Source organism: Pseudomonas paraeruginosa PA7 (assembly GCF_000017205.1).
Lineage (GTDB): Bacteria > Pseudomonadota > Gammaproteobacteria > Pseudomonadales > Pseudomonadaceae > Pseudomonas > Pseudomonas paraeruginosa.
In genome coordinates, this window is record NC_009656.1 from 1,623,154 (window position 1) to 1,644,443 (window position 21,290).

The 21,290-nt window shown below is 66.3% G+C and carries 16 protein-coding genes; 1 reads left to right on the forward strand and 15 read right to left on the reverse strand.

Annotated elements, in window-relative coordinates:
- Positions 1–72: 72 nt before the first annotated feature.
- From PSPA7_RS07610 to argF, 15 genes are all read right to left on the reverse strand, one after another.
- Positions 73–1,518, reverse strand: a complete 1,446-nt coding sequence (locus PSPA7_RS07610; RefSeq protein ID WP_012074761.1) for a mannose-1-phosphate guanylyltransferase/mannose-6-phosphate isomerase — start codon at positions 1,516–1,518, stop codon at positions 73–75.
- Between the two features lie 196 nt (positions 1,519–1,714).
- Entirely contained in the window at positions 1,715–2,365 is a 651-nt protein-coding gene (algF, locus tag PSPA7_RS07615; RefSeq protein WP_012074762.1) for an alginate O-acetyltransferase AlgF, read from the reverse strand.
- 70 nt (positions 2,366–2,435) lie between these two features.
- Positions 2,436–3,611, reverse strand: coding sequence for an alginate O-acetyltransferase (algJ, locus tag PSPA7_RS07620; RefSeq protein ID WP_003157810.1), 1,176 nt, complete (start codon positions 3,609–3,611; stop codon positions 2,436–2,438).
- Positions 3,612–3,625: 14 nt separating this feature from the next.
- Positions 3,626–5,188, reverse strand: coding sequence for an MBOAT family O-acyltransferase (locus PSPA7_RS07625; protein WP_012074763.1), 1,563 nt, complete (start codon positions 5,186–5,188; stop codon positions 3,626–3,628).
- Positions 5,189–5,427: 239 nt separating this feature from the next.
- On the reverse strand, positions 5,428–6,531 hold the full coding sequence (algL, locus tag PSPA7_RS07630; RefSeq protein WP_012074764.1) for an alginate biosynthesis protein AlgL: 1,104 nt from the start codon (positions 6,529–6,531) through the stop codon (positions 5,428–5,430).
- A 3-nt stretch (positions 6,532–6,534) separates the two neighbouring features.
- Positions 6,535–7,959, reverse strand: coding sequence for an alginate biosynthesis protein AlgX (gene algX, locus PSPA7_RS07635; RefSeq protein ID WP_012074765.1), 1,425 nt, complete (start codon positions 7,957–7,959; stop codon positions 6,535–6,537).
- A 12-nt stretch (positions 7,960–7,971) separates the two neighbouring features.
- Positions 7,972–9,591 carry a mannuronan 5-epimerase AlgG gene (algG, locus tag PSPA7_RS07640; protein ID WP_012074766.1) on the reverse strand — a complete coding sequence of 540 codons (1,620 nt, stop codon included), beginning with the start codon at positions 9,589–9,591 and terminating at the stop codon, positions 7,972–7,974.
- A 20-nt stretch (positions 9,592–9,611) separates the two neighbouring features.
- The gene (gene algE / locus PSPA7_RS07645) at positions 9,612–11,084 is read right to left on the reverse strand and encodes an outer membrane porin AlgE (protein ID WP_012074767.1); all 1,473 of its coding nucleotides are present in this window, start codon (positions 11,082–11,084) and stop codon (positions 9,612–9,614) included.
- The gene (algK, locus tag PSPA7_RS07650; protein WP_012074768.1) at positions 11,081–12,508 is read right to left on the reverse strand and encodes an alginate biosynthesis TPR repeat lipoprotein AlgK; all 1,428 of its coding nucleotides are present in this window, start codon (positions 12,506–12,508) and stop codon (positions 11,081–11,083) included. Before algK ends, algE begins: the two co-directional genes overlap by 4 nt.
- 13 nt (positions 12,509–12,521) lie before the next feature.
- Complete coding sequence (gene alg44 / locus PSPA7_RS07655) at positions 12,522–13,691, reverse strand: alginate biosynthesis protein Alg44 (RefSeq protein ID WP_012074769.1); 1,170 nt, start codon at positions 13,689–13,691, stop codon at positions 12,522–12,524.
- An 82-nt stretch (positions 13,692–13,773) separates the two neighbouring features.
- On the reverse strand, positions 13,774–15,258 hold the full coding sequence (gene alg8 / locus PSPA7_RS07660) for a mannuronan synthase (RefSeq protein ID WP_074197298.1): 1,485 nt from the start codon (positions 15,256–15,258) through the stop codon (positions 13,774–13,776).
- A 138-nt stretch (positions 15,259–15,396) separates the two neighbouring features.
- Positions 15,397–16,707, reverse strand: a complete 1,311-nt coding sequence (algD, locus tag PSPA7_RS07665) for a GDP-mannose 6-dehydrogenase (RefSeq protein ID WP_003154318.1) — start codon at positions 16,705–16,707, stop codon at positions 15,397–15,399.
- Between the two features lie 895 nt (positions 16,708–17,602).
- The gene (gene yaaA, locus PSPA7_RS07670; protein WP_012074773.1) at positions 17,603–18,382 is read right to left on the reverse strand and encodes a peroxide stress protein YaaA; all 780 of its coding nucleotides are present in this window, start codon (positions 18,380–18,382) and stop codon (positions 17,603–17,605) included.
- A gap of 105 nt (positions 18,383–18,487) precedes the next feature.
- Positions 18,488–19,570 carry an ABC transporter ATP-binding protein gene (locus PSPA7_RS07675; protein WP_012074774.1) on the reverse strand — a complete coding sequence of 361 codons (1,083 nt, stop codon included), beginning with the start codon at positions 19,568–19,570 and terminating at the stop codon, positions 18,488–18,490.
- 3 nt (positions 19,571–19,573) lie between these two features.
- The gene (gene argF / locus PSPA7_RS07680) at positions 19,574–20,491 is read right to left on the reverse strand and encodes an ornithine carbamoyltransferase (RefSeq protein ID WP_012074775.1); all 918 of its coding nucleotides are present in this window, start codon (positions 20,489–20,491) and stop codon (positions 19,574–19,576) included.
- A gap of 313 nt (positions 20,492–20,804) precedes the next feature.
- On the opposite strand from argF, the gene PSPA7_RS07685 reads away from it, so the two are divergent.
- Positions 20,805–21,236, forward strand: a complete 432-nt coding sequence (locus PSPA7_RS07685) for a hypothetical protein (RefSeq protein WP_003154313.1) — start codon at positions 20,805–20,807, stop codon at positions 21,234–21,236.
- Positions 21,237–21,290: the final 54 nt, after the last annotated feature.

Sequence of the window (21,290 nt, forward strand, 5' to 3'; positions counted from 1 at the left end):
TCGAAAGGGAGCCGGCAGGAAAAGAAAAACCCCCGCCGGATCGCTCCGTCGGGGGTTGCCGGAAAAGCCGCTTCAGCGGCTGCCGGCGACCACTTGCAGGGCCGGTTCGGCGGTGCGCCCGTAGACGTCCTCCAGGCGCTCGATATCGTCCTCGCCGAGGTAGCTGCCGGACTGCACCTCGATGATCTCCAGCGGGATCTTGCCGGGGTTGGCCAGGCGGTGCACGGAGGCGATCGGGATGTAGGTCGACTGGTTCTCGGTGAGCAGGAAGGTCTTGTCATCGCAGGTCACCTGGGCGGTGCCGGAAACCACGATCCAGTGCTCGGCGCGGTGGTGGTGCATCTGCAGCGAGAGGCGCGCGCCGGGTTTCACGGTGATGTGCTTGACCTGGAAGCGGCCGCCCATGTCCACCGAGTCGTAGGAGCCCCACGGACGGTAGACCTCGCAGTGGTTCTGGGTCTCGCTGCGGCCCTGGGCGTCGAGGTCCTTGACCACGTGCTTGACGTCCTGCACCCGGTCCTTGTGGGCGATCATCATGGCATCCTTGGTTTCCACCACCACGATGTCCTCCAGGCCGATCACCGAGACCAGCTTGCCGTTGCCGTGCACCAGGCAGTTGTGGCTGTCGTGGACCAGCACGTCGCCCTTGGTGACGTTGCCGTTGGCGTCCTTGGCGTGCACGTCCCAGATCGACGACCAGCTGCCGACGTCGTTCCAGCCGGCGGACAGCGGCACCACGCAGGCGCGCGAGGTCTTCTCCATCACCGCGTAGTCGATGGAATTGTCCGGGCAGCACTCGAAGGTGGCGGCGTCGATGTTCACCAGGTCGCCGTCGTGCTGGCTGCGCTCCAGGGCCAGCAGGCAGGTGTCATAGATGTCGGCGTCGTGCTTCTTCAGTTCTTCCAGGTAGCGGCTGGCGCGGAACAGGAACATGCCGCTGTTCCAGTAGTAGCCGCCGGCGGCGACGAACTCGCGGGCGTGGGCTTCATCGGGTTTCTCGACGAAGCTCTGCACCCGGCTGACGCCTTCCGGCAGTTGCGTATCGGCGCTCGCCCGGATGTAGCCGTAGCCGGTCTCGGGGCGGCTGGCGGGAATGCCGAAGAGCACCATCTCGCCCTTTTCGGCGGCGTTGGTGGCCAGCGCCAGGGCCTGCTGGAAGGCGCGCTGGTCCTCGATCACGTGGTCGGCGGGAAGGATCAGCAGCAGTTCGTCGCGGCCTTCGGCGACCAGTTTCATCGCGGCGATGGCCACCGCCGGCGCGGTGTTGCGGCCGAAGGGTTCGAGCAGGATCGCCTGGCTCGCCAGGTTTTGCGCCTCCAGCTGTTCCTGGACGATGAAGCGGTGCTCCTTGTTGCACACCAGCAGCGGCGCCTGCATGCCGTCGAAGGCCAGGCGCTTGATGGTCTGCTGGAACAGGGTGTCGTCGCCGGTAAGGGCGAGGAACTGCTTGGGGTACTGCTTGCGGGAAAGAGGCCAGAGTCGCGAGCCGCTGCCACCGGAAAGGATTACTGGGATCATGTTGTTTCTCCTTGAAGCGATGCGTCTGTCTAGGGATCCCGCCGCGCGGCGGGATATCTCGTTACCGGGCTCCACGGAGCCCCGGGTGACCTCTCCAGTGCGCTCCTTCTGCGGGAGCGCTGACGGTTGGTGCGCCGGTGTCGGGCCGGTCTTGTTGTGTGGAATGCCGGGAGGGGCGAGCCCCTCCCGGTCGCTCTCAATCCGCCTTCACCGGGCGCTTGACCCAGACCGGCGAGAGCTTGCCGCCGCTGCCGGTGACGTACAGGCAGACCACCTCGCCGCGGGCCAGGGTGACCGGCTTCAGGTCGCTGACCTTCCTGCTGCCGTCGAACAGCGCCAGGTTCACCTTCACCGGGTTGATCTCGCGGTCGCCGTGGCTTTGCGGGCCGACGTCCTTGACCACGTCGGTCTTGCCGTCGGCGGTCTTCAGGGTCAGCTTCGAACCGCTGAGGTTCTGCACCCGCACCAGCGCCTTCTGCTTGTTCTTGAACGGCGGCTCGGCCACCAGCTGCGGCTTGCCGCCGGGCTGGCTGACCAGGGTGTAGTAGCTGTCCGGGTCGAGTTTGACCGGCAGGCTCTGCTGGCCGACCTGGGCGGTGTAGCTGCCGGGGGGGAGGAACTTGAAGTCGCTGGAGCCGAGCGGCGCGACGTCGTTCAGGCTGGTGCTGCCGACCGACACGTCGAGCTCGCTGTTGCCGGCGTTGTAGGCGCGGACGAAGGCCGAGCCCTTGGGTGCCTGGGGCCCGTACAGGGCGCCTTCGTCGGCCTGCGCGGCGAACGCGGCGACGCCGAGGGAAAGGGCGCAGGCCAGGCGGGTCCAGGTGTGGCGGCGGGTCATCGGGTTCATGGGTATTCCTCCGTTGCTTCTTCTTCAGCGGGGCGTTCGGCCCCGGGTAAACAGCCTTGGCTGTGTTCGTTCAATCGTTGCGGCTGGCGGCCAGGCGCTCGTCGCGGCCGCCGCTGGCCTTCAGCTGGGCGACCCAGTCGGCGTCGAACTGGCTGAGGTCGCTGGCCATCGGCAGGTAGCGCTCGGGGAACTCCCAGACCAGCAGCTGCGGCGGGTCCTTGCGAAAACCTTCGTCCTGCAGCAGCTCCAGCATCGGTTCGAGCGGGCCCTTGCCCTCCTTCGCGTAATTGATCAGGTCGGCGGACAGCGCCTGTTTCAGCGCGCCCTCGAAGTTCCAGCTGGGATTGGCGCTGTAGCTGGTGCCGACCAGTGCCAGGCGCGGTTGCTGGCTATCGCCGAAGAGGTCGGCGTCCGCGCCGGACTGCTCGCCGCCCGGCAGTGCCGGCGCGGCTTCGGTGGTGCGTTGCTGCAACCGCTCCGGACGCGGCAGCAGTTCGTCGAACAGCGGGTCGAGCGGCAGGAAGCTGAGCAGGTCGCCCTTGTGCGTGCGTTCCTCGCCGACGCGGGTGACGAAGTTCTGCGCCGGTACGTCCAGCAGGTGTGCCTCGCGGATCTCCGCGCCGAGGCGCTGGGCCACGGTTTCCGCGCCGAGCGGCGACCAGTGGGTATCGGTGCGCAGGAACACCGCGCCGTTGTCCTTGGCCTGGCGCAGGCTGCCGAGCAGGTCGGGACTGTCGATGCCGGCGGCACGGGCGCGGGCCAGGAAGTCCTGGTAGAGGCTGTCGTGCAGCGCGGCCGGCTGCTCGCGACCGATGTGCTCGGGATACAGGCGGGCCTTGGCCGGGATCACCGCCAGCACCAGCCTGACGCCGCGTCGCTCCAGTTCCTGGCGTACGCCGCGGACCAGCGCCCAGTTGTCTTCCAGTTGCCGGGCGGTGGGCGCCGGCTTGAATTCCTCGTCGGTGAACAGCCAGCCGTCCTTGCCGATCACCACGCCGGGGCGGCCCTCGTGGAACAGCGTGTAGTCGAGCGCGGCCCAGAGGTTGGTGCCCAGGCGCTTGATCGGGAATTCCTTGTCGTAGTGGGCTTCGAAGGCATGCGCCAGCTTGCCGTTGAGCAGTGGCGTATCGGCCGCGGCGGAGAAGCCCGGGACGCTCTTCAGCGACCATCCGGCGAGCCCCAGCAGCAGCCCGCCGAAGGCGGCGATGTAGGCATATTGCAGGGGGCGGGAAATGCTCTGTGTCATGGCGTGGGCCTCGCTCAGAACTGGAAGTAGAGGAAGGGCGAGTAGCTCTGCGCGGAGAGCTTCAGCACCGAGGCGGCGAACAGCAGGAGCAGCGCCAGGCGGGTCGCCAGCACGGGTAACTGGCTGAGCCAGCCCGGCTGGTAGACCAGCGCGCCGCTCGGCGAGTAGGCGATCGCCGCCGGGTCGCCGACGGCCTCGCGCGGGGCGCGCGGCTGGGCGCTGGCCGGGCCGTCGGCGGCGACTTCGTCGGTCTTCGCCGCGGCCTTGGGCGCCTTGCTCTGCAATGGCTGGTTGTAGAACTGGCGCAGGCCGAAGAACGCCAGCACCAGGTAGGCCAGGACCAGGGTGCCGACCTGCAGGCCGGTGAGGCTGGCGCGATTCAGTTCGGAAAGCTGCCAGGTGCCGAAGCTGAACATGGCGTCGTACATGCGCCAGGCGACCTGCAGGTTCTCGGCGCGGAAGATCACCCAGCCGATCACCACCAGGAGGAAGGTGAACGCCCACTTCAACGGGTTGAGCACGCGCGGCGCGGCGTTCACCCCGAGGGCCCGCTCGATCGCCAGCCACATGCCGTGCCAGGCGCCCCAGATGATGTAGGTGAAGTTGGCGCCGTGCCACAGGCCGCCCAGGAGCATGGTCAGGAACAGGTTGCGGTAGGTCTGGAAGGTGCTGCCGCGGTTGCCGCCCAGGCTGATGTAGAGGTAGTCGCGCAGCCAGGTCGACAGGCTGATGTGCCAGCGCCGCCAGAACTCGGTGATCGACTGGCTGATGTAGGGCTGGTTGAAGTTTTCCATGAAGCGGAAGCCCATCATCAGGCCGAGGCCGATGGCCATGTCGCTGTAGCCGGAGAAGTCGAAGTAGAGCTGCGCGGTGTAGGCCAGGGCGCCGAGCCAGGCGTCGCCGGTGGTCGGGTCCTGCAAGGCGAAGCAGTGGTCGGCGACGGCGGCCAGGGTGTCGGCGATGAACACCTTCTTGACGAAGCCCTGCATGAAGCGCGTGCAGCCTTCGGCGAACTTGTCGACGGTGTGGGTACGGTGGTTGAACTGGTCGACCAGATCCTTGAAGCGCAGCACCGGGCCGGCGATCAGGTGCGGGAAGATCGCCACGAAGGCGGCGAAGTCGATCAGGTTGTGGGTCGCCGGGGTATCGCCGCGGTAGACGTCGATGATGTAGCTGATCGATTCGAAGGTGTAGAACGAGATGCCGATCGGCAGCAGGATGTGGGTCAGCACGAACGGCTGCATGCCGAACGAGGTGATGATGTCGTTGAGGCTGTCGACGCCGAAGTTGGCGTACTTGAAGTAGCCGAGCACGCAGAGGTCGACCACCACGCCGAGGATCAGCCAGCGTTGCGCGGCCCTGGTACGTACGCCGGCGGCGCCGATGCGCAGGCCGATCCAGTAGTTGAAGACGGTGACCCCGGCGAACAGCAGGAGGAAGTCCACCCGCCACCAGGCGTAGAACACGTAGCTGGCGATCAGCAGCAGCAGGTTCCGGTAACGTTCGCCGCTCAGGTAGTACAGGCCGAGAAAGACCGGCAGGAACAGGAACAGGAACACGTTTGAAGAAAAGACCATGCCGTCTCTCTCTCTAGAGCGTCAACCATTCAGGTCGGCCCTGCCTTTCCGCGCCCTGGAGCGCCCGAGGAAAGGCGGGACGACCCGCCGTTTTCCTCCCCGTGGTGTTGCCTAAGGTGTTGCGCCCGCCCGCGTCTGTCGTGCATGGGTCGGGGTGGTGCCTGGAGGGACGCCTGGTCAGCGAGCGGGGCATGGGGACACGTGGCCCTCCGGCCTCCGTGCCCGCTTCCCGCCACGCCTCAACTTCCCCCTTCGCGGCTGAACACCCGCGTCACTTCGCCGCCGAGGCGGAAGCTGTTGAACGGCTCGCGGTCCTTCTTCGCCTCGAGCATCTTCGGCGCGCAGCGGTAGAGGGCGCAGTAGGGCTCCAGCCAGGCGTACTTGTTGTCGACCTTGAGGTCGGTCATGTCCTGGTCTTCGCCGGTCTTCTCCTCGAAGGTTTCCTCGTCGTCGACCCCGTTCATCACCCGCTCGGCCAGGCGCTGCAGGGCGCCGTGGTTCTCCTGGCGCAGGTCGACGCCGTTGACCTGGGCGAACGCGGCGATCATCGCCAGCGGCGGCAATGCGTAGTTGTGGTAGGCGAGGGCGCGCTGGCGGCGCTTGAGTTCGTTGGGCAGGAAGCCCTGCTCGTCGACCTGGTTGGCGGCGACCTTGAATTCGCTCACCGCCCAGTCGAAGAGGTCGCGGCGGTTGGTCACCACCGCGGTGGACATCACCGACCAGGCCGCCCAGTAGGAATGGTTGTTGATCTTCTTCAGCGGCAGGTTGCTCCAGTCGCGGACCACCTGGGTGCCGAGCCGGGCGAACCAGTCCTCGATCTCCCGGCTCTGCCCGGCATGGGCCGAGAGCGGACGCGAACTGGAGAACTTCAGGCGCATGTAGGCGCCGGAGAGGCTGCCCAGCGCCCATTTGCGCATGGACTTGCCGGTGTGGTTGAAATCATCGCTCTGCAGGGCGCCGGCGCGGGCCCAGGCGCTCATCCAGTTCAGCGCGCAGACCAGGTCGCCGTCGCGGCCGCTGCGCATGTACTGGGTGACCAGCTTGGTGGCGCCGCGCTCCATGTCGGTGATGTCCTTGATCTGCGAGCGGAACGCCTTCTCCGCCTTGGCGTTGAGGGTCGCCCGCGCCGAATCGGAGCCTTCGTACTTGCTGGTGAAGACCAAGCTGCCGGTGTACGGCGGCGGCACCGACGGACAACTGCCGGCGCTGCCCTTGCGCTCGCCGACCGCCGCGTAGTAGCCGGGCGGGGGCACCAGGTCGGCGGCCTGGCTGACCTGGCTGGCGAGCAATGCCGCGGCGAGAGCGCCGGGCAGGGTGATACGGATCAGGTGGGACGTTTTCATCGATTACCTCCCGGCCACCGACTGGCTGGCCTTGGCGGGCGCCGCCTGGCAGATGCTGGCCTGGACCTCCAGGCCCTGGGGCATGTCCTCCGGCGCTTCGATTTCCAGGGAAAGGAACTGCTGGTCGGCCCAGTCGCTGTCGTTGCGCAGTTGGAAGACGTAGCGGCCGCCGGTGTCGACGGCTTTCGACTGCTCGATCTTCAGCTGCTCGCGGCGGCCGTTCATGTACCAGATGGTGTTCTTCAACTCGTGTACCGACGGGTCGCTGTAGGTCACGTCGGCGACGTAGCTGCCGCTGCGGATCGGCAGCGCGGCACTGTTCAGCAGCACCTCGTTGCGGCCCTGGCGCAGCTTGACCTTGCGGCTGAGCATGGTCTTCCGGCCGGAGCAGCCGTTGTCCACCAGCGGCATGGCCTGGCGGTAGAAGCTCTTCTGCGCCATGTCGTAGTGGGTGGCGAATTCCCAGATGAGGATCTTTGGCGGGTTCTTGTGGAATTCCTCGCTGGTCATGTACGCCAGCAGCGAACTGTCGAAGCCGCCGCCGGACACCGCGTTGTTGAGGATGTCGGCGCCGCTGAACTCTTCCAGGAAGCCGGCGAAGTTGTAGGCCGGGCCGCTGTTGGAGGTGCCGACCAGGGCGATCTGCGGGTTGCCGCCGTCGCCGAACAGGTCGCCGCTGTCGCTGGCGCCCACCGGCTCGGTCTCGAAACGGTCGACGTACTGGGTGGCGTAGCTGTTGCCGCAGAGCTGCGCGGCGGCCTTGTGGAAGGTGCCGAGCTTGGACAGCAGGCCGACGCGCTTGCTTTCGAACTGTTTCTTGGGGATTTCCTCGAAGCCGGGCACCTGCTTCAGCGTCTCGGCCACGATCTTCGCGCTGCGCCGGGCGCCATGGGGAGTCCAGTGGTGATCGCCCTTGAAGTAGTAGGCGTGCTCCTCCTTCTCGTCGAACAGCGGCGAGAAGTCCGGGGTCCAGATGCCGGCCTGGCGGAAGCGGGCGATGGTCGCCAGGTAGTTCTTCTTCGCCAGTTCGTAGTCGAAGCCGGCCTTTTCCGCCGGGCTGAGCTTATCGCGGTTCACCAGGCCGCGGGTCGGCTGGTAGACCACCACCAGTTCGATGCCCTTGCGCTTGAGTTCGTCGCGCAGTGCGCGCAGTTCGCGCCAGCCTTCGGCGCTGGTGCCGAAGTCGGTACGCAGGTCGTAGGTGGTGCGGAACAGCCAGTCGTCCTGGGCTTGCACCAGGTGGGTGAAGAAGCCCAGGTACTTGGTGTCGTAGCGCGAGTCGTCGGCGGCGGCCGGGCATAGATTGCCGGCCGGCAGCGCCTGGTAGCTCGGCGCCGTGCCGGGCTCTGCGGCGAGGGCGGCCTGGGCCAGGCAGAGGCCGGCGGCCAGGGCGCTCAGGCGGAACAGTCGGGAAGTGCGGGTTTTCATGCGTCTGGGTCCTCAGTCCTGGAGTTCGGCCTGGCTTTCCACGGGATCGATCAGCACTGCCTTGTCCTGGCGCACCAGCAGGTCGAGGATCTGGTCCTGCTTCTCGCCGAGCACGCCGGGCAGGCTGATGCCGGAGGATTTGGTCGGGGCGAGCATCGCCACCCGGTACAGTTCGAGGCTCAGCGGCGAATCCACCGAGAGCGGGCCGGAACCGTTGCCGGCGAGCTTGCCGCCGACCACGATCAGCGAGACCTTGGTGTCGAACGGGTCGAGGGCGATGTTGCGGTCGGTGTTGGTGAGGTCCTTGATGTGGCCGTACACGCCGATCAGCTGGTTGCCCGCCGCGAGGTTCTCGTAGAGGCGGATGTTCACGCTGTTGCGCACGCGGATGCCGTGGCGGCGGTTGGCCAGGACCTGGTTGCCCCAGAGCAGGTTGTCGCCGCTCTCGTAGAGGGTGATGCCGTCGGAATGGTTGCGGTAGACCTCGTTGTAGGCCACCAGGTTGCCCTCGCTGTTACGGTCGAGGACGATCCCGGATAGCTTGTTCTCGTAGCTGCGGTTGTTGAAGATGAAGCTGTCGTTGACCTCCCGCGAAACGATGATGCCGTGCTTCTTCTTCGTCCCGTGGACGGTGTTGTCGGCGATGATCAGGCGATGCGAACGGTCGTGCGGGTCGATGCCGTAGACGATGTTGTCGCGGTAGGTGTTGCCCTTCACCACCAGGTCGTCGGCCTCGTAGCAGTAGAAGCCGTACCAGCTGTCGACGATGGTCGAGTCGATCACCCAGCCCTTGGGCCGCGGGCGCTTCATCTGCTTGTCCATGCCCGGGCTGTACTGCGAGATGGAGATGCCGTAGGCCTTCGAGGCGTTGTAGCCGAAGCTGGTGAAGGTGCTGTTGCTCAGGTACACCTCGGCACCGCCCCAGGAGATCAGGAACGGCCGGAACTCGTCGGGGGTCCTGAACCAGGCCGGCTCCTTCTTCGATTCGCTCCAGCCGGTGACCTTGCTGTCGCGGACGAACAGCATGCCGTCGTTGACCAGGAACGCGCCGCGCTCCTGGGACAGGCGCAGTTCCCTGACCTGCTTGTCGATGTCGAGGGTCGCGCCCTGGCTGACCACGATCGGCAGGCGGGCGACGAACACCCCCGGCTCGACCTGTTCCAGCGCGCTGGCGGGAAGCTTGCCGGCGAGCTGGGCGAGGTTCACGTAGCCGCCTTCGATGAAGATCGCCTGGGGCATCTGGCGCTGGCGCTTGACCCACTCGGCGAGGCGGTTGCTGCCACCGGTGAACTCCTTCAGCGGCTGCTGCTGGACCATGCGCTGCACGCTGGCGCGGCCACCCGGCTTGCGCACGATCCTGGCTTCCACCGCGGCGGCGGTGTAGCCGGAGAGGTCGGGCAGCTTCGGCGGATCCAGGTGCAGCGGCTCGGCTGGCGCGGCGGTCACCGTGTAGTTGCCGGTTTCCTTCAGGCCCTGGGTCAGGCCCGGCTCGTTGCCGGCCTGCGCCGGGGCCGGTTGCGGTTTCTCCAGCGGCTGCGCCGCCCACGCCTGGCCGTGCAGCAGCAACGCGCCGAGCACTGCCGCGGCCAGCGGCCGCAGCCGGCGATGGGAGGTCGAAAGGGGAGTGGGCATGTCCGGTTTCCTCGCGGGGCTCAGAAGCGCCAGATGAAGTCGACGAAGGCGCGGTGCATGGTCGAGTCGGTGCCCGGCCCGTAGGCGTCGCCCGGCTTGAACAGGCCGCCGCGGAAGCGGATCAGCGCCGAGGGCTCGTCGACGTACTGGCTCATCGAGGCCGGCAGCAGGCCCTGCTTGAAGTACTTGGTCACCACCAGGTCGAGTTCCTGGCCGATGTCCTTCTCGCCCGGTTGCAGGGCGGCGTTGATGCCGCTGGTGCCGATGTCTGAGTCGTCGTCGACGCGCCAGAACCTGTGGTAGACCAGGCTCGCGTCGTAGTCCTCGCGCAGTTGCCAGGAGCCGAACAGGGTGGCTGCCTGGAGGTTGCTCAGTTCGCCGCGGAAGGCTTCGCCGAAGCGGTGCACGCGCGAGCGGGTGCCGGTGAAGTTGGAGCGGTTGCTCTCCAGCCCGGTCTGCTGGAACTGGTCTTCGCCGTCCTTGCCGCCGCCGCTGCCGCGGGCGTAGCCGACGCCGGCCTTCCACTGCTCGTCGATGTTCCAGCGCAGGCCCAGGTCGACGCCGAAGGCATTGACGTCGCCGCTCTGCTTGCCGGTGGCGATGCGCCGGTCGTCGACCGTGGTGGTGGTCAGGTTGTCGCGGTCGCCGGTCAGCCAGGTGGCGCTGGCCCAGTAGTTCAGCGGCATGCTCGAGCGATAGTTGTAGGCGTCGCCGGTAGCCTCGATGCCGAGCCAGGTGAGCTGGCCGGTATAGGTCTTGTCGAGGTTGTCGACTTCCTCGCCGGGGCGGCGCAGGTGGCCGCTGTCGTCGGCGTGGTGGATGCGCACGCCGATGCGGTGGTGCGGCGCCCACTGGGTGGAGATGTCGCCGAACACGTGGGTGCGGTCCTTGTCCTCCGGAGCCAGCTCGTCGAGGTCGGTGCGGTATTCGCTGAAACGCTGGGCGACCCCGGCATGGGCGTTGAGCAGGGTGGTCTCGAAGCTCCAGTTCAGCGCCTCGATGTTGGTGTCCTGCCACTGGCCGCTGTCTTCCCGCAGGCGCTGGCGACCGAAGCGCAGGTGCTCGCCGGGGTAGGCGGTGAGGCCGGCGTAGTCGACCCAGAATTCTCGTGCGGCGAGGTAGCTCTTGTCCGGCTCGCGACCGTCGTTGCGGCTGTTGTTGCCGTCGTCGGTGTCCGATTGCAGGGTGTCGGTCTCGATGGTGTCGGTGGCGGCCACCGCCTGGCCCATGAAGTAGGCGCTCCAGTCGCCCCACTGGCCGAAGGCCCAGGGCCGCAGGTCGATACCGATATCGTTGAGGGTGCCGCCGGGAGCGGTACCGAGGTCGCGATCGTTTTCCGATTCGCCGGTGATCTTCACGTCCAGGCCGAAGTTCTTCGGCGCCTCGCCGCTGCCGGCGGCGAACGCCGGCGCGCCGAGCAGCAGGGCGATGGCCAGGGACAGGGCGCGCGGCGCGAAGGACGGCCGCGGGTTGACGGAACGGGAGCTGTTCATAGGCTTTCTGGCTCTTCTTCGTTGATCGGCGAGTCCTGGCTCTGCAGCAGGCTGACGGTGGCCTGCCAGTTGTTGCCGCGGCTCTGTTGTTCGCGCTTGAGCAATTGCTGCGCCTGGCTGCGTTCGGCCGGCTGCAGTTGCGCTTCGATCTGCCCGAGCAGGTCGCCGGCCTGCGGCACCTGCTGCTGCACGGCGAGCTGGCCGAAGACGTAGGCGTTGACCCGGTTCGGCTGGATGCCGCGGCCTTGCGACCAGAGCTGGGCCAGGGCCATGTCGGCGCTGGCCTGGCCGGCGCGGGCGGCGAGGATCAGGTGGTCGACGGCCTTCTGCGGATAGACTTTGCCGAGGAAGCCGCGGCGGTAGATCTGTCCCAGGTAGTAGTTGGCCTGGGGTTCGCTGGCGGCGGCCTTGAGCAGGTGCCGCTCGGCCGTGCGCGGGTCCTGCGGCGCCCACTTGCCGTCGTAGTAGAGGCGCCCGAGGAGCAGTTCGGCGCGTGGCTGGGCGGCGTCCTGGGCGTTCTTCAGGTAGCCGAGCATCTTTTCCAGGTCGCCCTGGTCGGGGTAGTCGTAGAGCAGCTTGGCCAGGCTGACCCAGGCTGCGGGGTAGCTCGGCGCGATCTCTTCCAGCAGCGCCTGGGCGGTCTGCGGGTCGGGCTGGCCGAGTTCGCCGTCGGCGAGCACCCCGGCCACCGAGTCGACCCGCTCGCCGGGTACCCGGCCGGCCTTGTAGGCGGCGCGCAGCTGTTCGAGCAGGGCCTTCTGCTTTTCCGCGTTGCCCTGTATCTGGTAGACCGTGGCCAGTTCGTACCAGCACACGTCCATGCGTCGCAGCCAGCGCTGGCAGACCTGCTCGATCTCGCCCAGGTGCTGGGCGTAGGTGCCCTGGGTGCGGTAGAGGATGATTTGCGCCAGGTCCGCCTGCGGCAGTCCGCGCGCGCGCCACTGGTCGATGCGCTGCTGCGGGTCGATCTCCGGCCAGGACTGCGGATATTGCAGGTAGAGCACGATGAGCGGCACCAGGGCGCTGTCCTCGCCCTGTTCGAAGGCCTGGCTGAGCAGGCGCTCGGCCTCGCGGTGCTCGGCGTCGCTGGCGCCGGGCTTGGCCGCCAGCCACTTGCCCAGGCGCGCGCGGGCCCGCGGCGAGGTCTGCGCGGCCTCGCGGTAGAGCCTTTCGGCCTTGGCCTGCTGGGCGCTGTCGCCGCTGGCGACCTGCATGTCGGCGAGGCCGACCTGGGCATCGGCGTAACCCATCGCGGCCAGGGCCTGGTAGTTGCTCTGGGCGGTGGCGAGGTCGCCGCGCGCCGCCGCTTCCTGGGCCAAGCGCTGGTCGGGCAGCCCGGCGCAGCCGGCGGCCAGGGCGATGGCCGAGGCCAGCAGCAGGTGCCGGGAGGCCAGGGGCAGGGGAGGGAGGATGGGCATCTTCATGGTCGGGTACCGGTCAGCGAGCGGTGGCCAGGGTCACGGCCTTGTCCAGCAGGGTGCGGCCGGGCAGGCCGCCGATGCTGACCTCGGCCGGCCGGCCGGCATACTGGGCGTCGAGCGGTTGGTCGGGCTGGATCTGTACGCGGATCTCCGAGGACAGGTCGCCATCCACCGGCGCGGTGTTGACGATGCGACCGCTGCGGTTGACGCCGTCGCCGGCGACCTGGAAGTTCACCCGGGTGCCCGGCGCCAGCTCGGCGGCGTTGCGGTAGGGGAAGCGCGCCTCGATGCTGGCCACGCTGTCGCGCGGGGCGAGGGTGAAGATCACCTGGCCCTTGTTGGCGTACTGCCCGTCGGCCACCAGTTGCTGGACCACGCGACAGTCGCAGGGGCTGGTCAGGGTGCCCTTCATCTGGTGGCCGAAGAGCTTCTCGATGTTGCCCGGGTTGAGCTGCTCCTCGGTCAGGTTGCCCTTGAGCATGTCCAGCAGGTTGGCCGAGAAGGTGGCGATCGGCGCGCCCTTGGCCACTTCCGCGTTGGGCCCGAGGAGGCTCTGCACGGTGCCCTCGCGGGGCATGGTGATCTGCTGGTTGGGAACGCTGACCACGCCGGAGTCGGCGTGGGTGACGAAGTACAGGTTGTACATCTGGTTGAGGATGAAGGCGAAGGCGCCGACCCCGACGACGAAGATCGCGGTGCTCAGGGTCACCGCCCGGACCCGGCCGAAGAAGCCCATGCCGCCGTTGCCGCCGCCCTGCTTGCGGGCCTTGGTGAAGTTCTCGCGCTGCAGGGTGTTGAGCATGTCGCCGACACCGATCACCTCGCCGGCCAGGTAGGAGGTGATCAGGTAGCGCAGGGCCGCCACCTCGCGCGGCTTGAGGTTCTGGAACTCGCAGCCGACGCGGCGGCTGGCGGGGTCCACCGAGCGCACCTGGAACTCCACTTCGAGGGAGAAGCTGATGCTGTCGACCTGGAACAGCAGCTTGCCCTTGTACAGGTCGCCGGGCTGGATCGGCGCGCCGCTCGCGGTGAAGGCGAAGCCGCCGGCGGAGAGATCGAGCAGGCGCGCGTCGACGCCTTCGCGGTTGGCGCCGATGTAGCGGATGCGTGCCGGCAGCTTGACCCGGGCGAACTGGCGCTGGGCTTCGGATTCGTGCACGACGTTGACGTTGACGGCTGTATTCATGGTGTCGGGTCCTGTTCGGTCCAATCTGGGTCGATTCACGCGCGGGCCGCGGCCCTGGCGTTGTCCGTAGTCGATTCGGTGGTCATACGATGGTCAGCAGCACGGCGACGAAGATGCTGGCGGCAGAGAAGGTCATGGCCCGCGACGACCAGGCGTTGAACCAGCGCTGGAAGCTGGCCAGGCCGCGTTCCAGCTTGGTCGGCTGGCGGGTCCAGGACTGCCGGTCGAGGCGGAAGAACACGTAGATCTTCACCAGCGCGCCGACGATCTGGTTGTAATAGAGGATCAGCGGGTAGGCCGGGCCGATGCGGTGCCCGGACAGCGAGAGGAGCAGGGTCAGCACCAGGCGGGTGAGGCCGATCCAGAGCAGGTACACCAGCAGGAAGGCGATGCTGTATTTGAGGCTGGCGAGGATCGCCACCACCAGGCCGAGCAGGCTGGTCCACATCGAGACGCGCTGGTCGAACAGCACCACCATGGTGAACCAGCCCAGGCGCCGCGCGCCGAGCTTGAGTGCGCGCGAGTTCTGCCGCAGGTTGTTGCCGTACCAGCGGTACATCAGCTTGCGGCTGGCCTTGATGAAGCTCTTCTCCGGCGGATGCTCGACCGTGTTGATCGCCGCGTCGGGCACGTAGAAGGTGTCGTAGCCCAGGCGCATCAGGCTGAACCAGCTGGACTTGTCGTCGCCGGTGAGGAACTTGAAGCGGCCCAGGCGCCAGTGTTCCAGGTGGTCGTTCTCGACGTCGGTGATGAACTCGGGGTTGGTCACCACCCGGGCGCGGAACACCGACATCCGTCCGGTCATGGTCAGCACGCGCTTGGACAGGGCCATCGAGCACATGTTGATGTGGCGCTGGGCGAAGCGCAGCTTGTGCCACTCGCTCATCACGTAGCCGCCCTGCACCTCGCAGAATTCGTTGGTGGTGAGGCCGCCGACGTTGGGGAAGAGCTTGAACCAGGGCACGGTCTTCTTCACCACGCCGTGGTCGAGCACGGTGTCGCCGTCGATTACCGCGACCACGGCGTCGTCGTCCGGCAGGTGCCGGGAAATCGCGCGGAAGCCATAGGCCAGGCCGTCGCGCTTGCCGGTGCCGGGAATTCGCACGAAGTCGAGACTGACCCGGTCCGGCGGGTTCATCTTTTCCCATAGCGACCTGACCAGGACCTCGTCGGACATCTCGACGATGGAGCAGACCACGGTGGTCGGGTAGCCGCTGTCGATGGCTTCGCGGATCACCGAGCGATAGACCATGGCGGTGGTCAGGGCGTCGATGCGGAAACTGGTGACCATCAGGAACACGTGCGACGGATCGGCCGCGCTGCCCAGCTGGCGCACGCGCCGGCGGTAGTACGGGTAGACCGCGTGGAGGAACAGCATGCCGCGCAGGAAGTGCACGCCGCCCATGGAGTAGCGCCAGATGCCGACGGCGCCGATGAGCAGGATGAAATCCTTGGAGTCGGCGTCGAACACGGTCTTCGGCACTGCCAGCGCGAGCAGCATCAGCAGGCTGAGGAACACCAGCCAGCCGGTGGCTTCGGCAAGGCCGCGTTTGTAAGTTTCCATCATCAGTTCCATCGGGCTGGGGACCTCGGCCTCGACGCCGGCGTGCGCTTGTTGTTGTTATGGCGCACGCCGCGGAGACGGCCTTCGGTCCGAGGGCGATAAAGAGGTCTTTACCGGCTCACGGGGCCAGGGGGCGGCCCGTTACCAGCAGATGCCCTCGGCCTGGGCGGTGGTGGTGTGCGGCATGAAGCCCACCAGGTCGACCAGCTTCTTGCCGCTCGGGGTCTTGTTCACCAGGTCGACGAACAGCTCGTCGCCATTGCCCAGCACCAGCACGTCGGAACTCGCCACCACTTCGTCGAGGTCGGAGACCAGCAGCGAGGAAACGTGCGGGATCTTCGACTCGATGTACTCCTTGTTCGCCCCGTGGACGCGGGCGTACTCGACGTTGCGGTCGAAGATGCGCAGCTCGTAGCCCTTGCCAATGAGCATCTCGGCCAGTTCCACCAGCGGGCTCTCGCGCAGGTCGTCGGTACCGGCCTTGAACGACAGGCCGAGCAGGCCGACCTTGCGGGTGTCGTGGCTGGTGATGATGTCGAAGGCCTTCTGCACCTGGTTGGAGTTGCTGCGCATCAGCGAGCCGAGCATCGGATGTTCGACGTCCAGCTGGCTGGCGCGGTAGGTGAGGGCGCGCACATCCTTGGGCAGGCAGGAGCCACCGAAGGCGAAGCCGGGACGCATGTAGTAGCGCGACAGGTTGAGCTTGTGGTCCTGGCAGATCACGTCCATCACCTCGCGGCCGTCGACGCCGACCGCCTTGGCGATGTTGCCGATCTCGTTGGCGAAGGTGACCTTGGCCGCGTGCCAGACGTTGCAGGTGTACTTGATCATCTCGGCGACCTCGACGGTCTTGCGGATGATCGGCGCGTCCAGCTCGCGGTAGATTTCCTCGAGAAGGTCGCCGGTCTGCTTGTCCAGCTCGCCGATCACCGTCATCGGCGGGAAGTCGTAATCCTTGATCGCGGTGCTCTCGCGGAGGAACTCGGGGTTGGTGCCGACGCCGAAGTCGACCCCGGCCTTCTTGCCCGAGCAGTCCTCGATCAGCGGGATCACCACATTGTTGACGGTGCCCGGCAGCACGGTGCTGCGCACCACCACGGTGTGGCGCTCGGACTTCTCGCGGATGGCGAAGCCGATCTCGCGGCAGACGGTCTCGATGTAGCCCAGGTCCAGGTCGCCGTTCTTCTTGCTCGGCGTGCCGACGCAGATGAACGACACGTCGGAATCCAGCACGGCCTTCTTGAAGTCGGTGGTACCGGACAGCCGGCCGGTCTGCCGACCCTGTTGCAACAACGCCTCCAGGCCCGGTTCGACGATGGGCGACTTGCCCTGGTTGATCAGGTCGATCTTGGTGCTGGAGACATCCACACCAATGACCTCATGACCGCGTGCCGACAGGCAGCCAGCACATACCGCACCGACATAGCCCAAACCAAAGATGCTGATTCGCATCGCATTCACCTCGATTGTTTGTCGCGCCGTTAATAAGGTGGCCGGATGGCCACATCCCTATCTGGCGAGCCGTTACTACGAGCCCCGATCCAGAGCCCTTGATCCGCCTTCAGGCAGTTTCGAATAGAGTGCTTAGTTGTTTGGCACTCTAATGGGGCAAGTTATGAGTTTTTGCCCTTTAATGTTTCAGGTGGGTTTCAATAACAGTGCGTAACCCGACCTTGGATGCTTCGTTTTAGTTCGGGCCATAGAATTCAAGTTTCTAAAGGCCTTTATTTTCAATGGGTTGAGTTTGTCCCTCGGAACGAATTCCGATTGTTCGAGACGGTTTCAAGTTGCGCTTCCCATAACTATCGATGGGCATTGCGCTGATAGGATGTTTTCTCGGTGAGGGAAGTTCCGGCCGTTTGTCCCGCTCGCGAAATATTTGGAAATATCCGTTTGATATCACTTGATACCAACTTGATGGCGTTTCCGATAAATGCCTGCCAATGGCCATTAGTTGCAGAATGCATGGCGGCTGAAAGTTCCACGTCATTGGAGTGAAACAGAGGCCGCTTTTACCGCCTTAAGCAAACCTTAAGGTTTCCTTAATCTTCGTCCCATGCACTTTGCAATCGTAATTTGCATGTGATGGCGGGAGGCTGGTAATGGCCAATGGATTACGCCGGAGATGGCATTTCCGCCTCGAACTGGGGAAAAGCGTGATGGCTGGGCGTGAAAAAATGTGATGCAGTTCCGCATGACTTGCAGACGAACGGTTGAGTAGGCCTATTCGCCACGAGGGCTTTTCCAGGCAGGAAGACGTCGCGGAGGTGTTCGCAGGAGGGAAGAACGCTGGAAGCGTCGGCGCGCCGAATGAGGGTGGGCCCGCCATGGTGGCGGGCCGGAGAGATCAGTCCTGCGGGGCGTCCCTGAGGAACACCAGTTGCTCCGGGCCGGACTGCTCGGCGCTGAAGTAATAGCCGTGGGCGTTGAAGTCCTTGAGCCCGGCGGGGTCGCGCAGGCGTTCGCGGACCACGTAGCGGGCCATCATGCCGCGGGCCTTCTTGGCGTAGAAGCTGATGATCTTGTACTGGCCGTTCTTCAGGTCCTTGAACTCGGTATCGATGATCCGCGCCTGCAGCGCCTTGCGCTTCACCGCGCCGAAGTATTCGTTGGAGGCCAGGTTGAGCAGCACGTCGTCGCCCTGGGCGGCCAGCGCTTCGTTGAGCCACTGGCTGATGCGTTCGCCCCAGAAGGCGTAGAGATCCTTGCCGCGGGCATTGGCCAGGCGCGTGCCCATTTCCAGGCGGTAGGGCTGCATCAGGTCGAGCGGGCGCAGCACGCCGTAGAGTCCGGAGAGCATGCGCAGGTGCTCCTGGGCGAAGGCGAAGTCGTCTTCGCTGAATGACTCGGCGTCGAGGCCGGTATAGACGTCGCCCTTGAAGGCGAGCAGCGCCTGCTTGGCGTTCTGCGGGGTGAAGTCGGGGTGCCAGCTGGCGTAGCGCGCGGCGTTGAGGCCGGCGAGCTTGTCCGACAGCTTCATCAGCTCGCTGATCTGCAGTGGCGTGAGCTGGCGCAGTTGCTGGATCAGTTCCTGGGAATGGTCCAGGTATTGCGGCTGGGTGAAGCGTTGGGTGACCGGCGGGGTCTCGTAGTCCAGGGTCTTGGCGGGGGAAATCACCATCAGCATCGTTCAGGCTCCTCGAATCGTCGGGCGATTGTAGGGGCTGGAGACGCTCGGCTCCACCTATGCCCTCGATAGAGGAGGGCGGCGCCGGCGAACGGCGCCGAGGTTTCAGGCCGGGAGCGGCGCGCGATGCGCGGCGACGCTGCCCTGGGCGGCGAACACCACCAGGTGGTCGGCGGCGACACGGATGCCGACAACGTCGCCCGGCTGATGGTCGGCGTGGCTGGGGAAGAGCGATTCCAGCTGGGTGCCGGTGGGCAATTGCAGACGATAGAGGGTGGCGGCGCCGAGGAAGGTCTTGCCGACGATCCGCGCCTTCAGCTCGCCCTGGGGGGCATGCACCAGGTCGTCCGGACGTAGCAATACGTCCACCGCGCTGCCGGAAGGCAGGCTATAGGCGCGATTGCCGCGGATCACGCCGAGTTCGGTCTGCACCGTATCGGGGCTGAGCAACTGGCCACGAATGAAGTAGCCCTGGCCGACGAAGCTGGCGACGAAGGGCGTCAGCGGCTCGTGGTAGAGGTTGTAGGGGGTGTCCCACTGCTCCAGGTGGCCTTCCTTGAACACGCCGATATGGTCGCAGACGGCGAAGGCTTCCTCCTGGTCGTGAGTCACCAGGATCGCGCTGGTGCCGCGTGCCTTGAGGATCTCGCGAACCTCCTGGCTGAGGCTGCGGCGCAGTTCCACGTCGAGGTTGGAGAAGGGTTCGTCGAGCAGCAGCAACAGTGGTTCGGGCGCCAGCGCGCGGGCCAGGGCCACGCGCTGCTGCTGGCCGCCGGAGAGTTCATGGGGGTGGCGTGCGGCGAGGTGGTCGAGCTTGACCAGCTCCAGCAATTCGCGAACCAGGCGTTCGCGCTGCGGATGCTTGCGGATGCCGAAGCCGACGTTGTCGGCCACGCTCAGGTGCGGGAACAGCGCATAGTCCTGGAACACCATGCCGATCCGGCGCTTCTCCGGCGCCAGGGTGAAGCCGGGCCGCGAGATGACCTCGCCACCCAGCTCGATCTGCCCGGACAGCACCGGTTCGAAACCGGCGATGGCGCGCAGGGTGGTGGTCTTGCCGCATCCCGAAGGACCCAGCAGGCAGCCGATGTCGCCGGCGTTGAGGTGCAGGTCGAGGTCCTGCACCACTTTCTGCGCGGCGTAGCCGCAGGCGAGATCTTTCAGGTTCAGCAGCAGGTCGTGGCTCATGGGTCAGGCGTAGTGGGCGTGTTCGATCAGCAGTTCGAGGAGGGCCTTCTGCGCGTGCAGACGGTTCTCTGCCTGGTCCCAGGCCACCGAGCGCGGGTCGTCCAGCAGCTCCTCGCTGATCTCCTCGCCGCGGTGGGCCGGCAGGCAGTGCATGAATAGTACATCGTCGGCGGCCCCATCGAGCAGCGCGGCGTTCACCTGGTAGGGACGGAACAGGGCGATGCGCGCGGCGGCCTCGTCTTCCTGGCCCATCGAGGCCCAGACGTCGGTGCTCACCAGATGCGCGCCGGCCACCGCCTCGCGGGGATCGCGGACGATGCGCAGGCGCTCGCCGGCGAGGGCGACGAACTCGGCCTTCGGCTCGTAGCCTTCGGGACAGGCCACGCGCAACTGGAAGTCGAACTTCAGCGCCGCTTCTATATAGCTGTTGCACATGTTGTTGCCGTCGCCGATCCAGGCCACGGTCTTGCCCTGGATGCTGCCACGGTGTTCGTGGAAGGTCTGCATGTCGGCGAGCAACTGGCAGGGGTGCAGGTCGTCGGACAGGCCGTTGATCACCGGTACCCGCGAATGCGCGGCGAACTCGGTCAGGGTGCTGTGGGCGAAGGTGCGGATCATCACCCCGTCGAGCATCCGCGACATGACCCGGGCGCTGTCGCCGATCGGCTCGCCGCGGCCGAGCTGGGTGTCGCGCGGCGAGAGGAAGATCGCCTGGCCGCCGAGCTGGATCATCCCGGCTTCGAAGGACAGGCGGGTACGGGTCGAGGCCTTCTCGAAGACCATGCCCAGTACCCGGCTCTTCAGCGGCTCGTAGAGCACGCCTCGGTTGCGCAGGTCCTTCAGCTCGCTGCCGCGGCGGATCAGACCGATCAGCTCTTCGGGGCTGTAATCCATAAACGAGAGAAAGTGCCGTACGCTCATCGCTGACTACCTTTTATTTTTACTGCTGGCCGAGGCACTGGCCGGCTTTCGCGAGAGAAAACGGGACTGGACCTGCGGCGGGACCGCAACGTGCGGGAAAATAGGGGAAGGCGCGATCTTATAAGGAAATGTCGCGGAAACACAAGGAGGGGCTTGGAAGGCGCGGGTTACGGGGTTTTTCCCGGGGCTTCGTGGTTATCCCGCCCCCGGGTCGCGCTTCGTCGATCTATCGGTTGGCCGGTGCGACACTCTATGCTGTGCGCGCACGAACGCCTTCATGGAGGAGGCGGGCCTGGGACCAGGGAGGTCGGACATGCACACTGGAGAAACACTCGCCGCCGCGCCGCCGGCACGGCCATTGCGGCAATCGCGGCTGGGCGGCCTGTCGCTGTGCCTCGCCCTGGCCGGGGCGGCCATCGCTCTGGCGCTGATGGCGCTGGCGCTCGGCGAGCGGATCGACCTCAGCGACGAGAATCATCTGCTCGGCCTGTTCGCCGCCTTGCTGGCGGTCTTCGCAATATCGACCTGTGGCCTGGTGCTGGGCCTGGCCGGCCTGCTCAGGCGCAGCCGCAAGCGCCACCTGGCCCTGGCCGGGATCGTCCTCAACCTGTCGTGCCTGCTCTGGGGCTGGCATGCGCTGAGCACGGCGGCGGCCGCGACCCTGATGGTCCTGGGGCAGACCGGGCTGTCGTTCCTGAGCGCCCTGGCGGTGTTGTTCGGCATGATCTTCTTCCGCCAGGCCTGACCCGTTCGGCGACGTGCGCAGGCGCTCGCCGTTCGGCCGCGCGTTCATCGGATT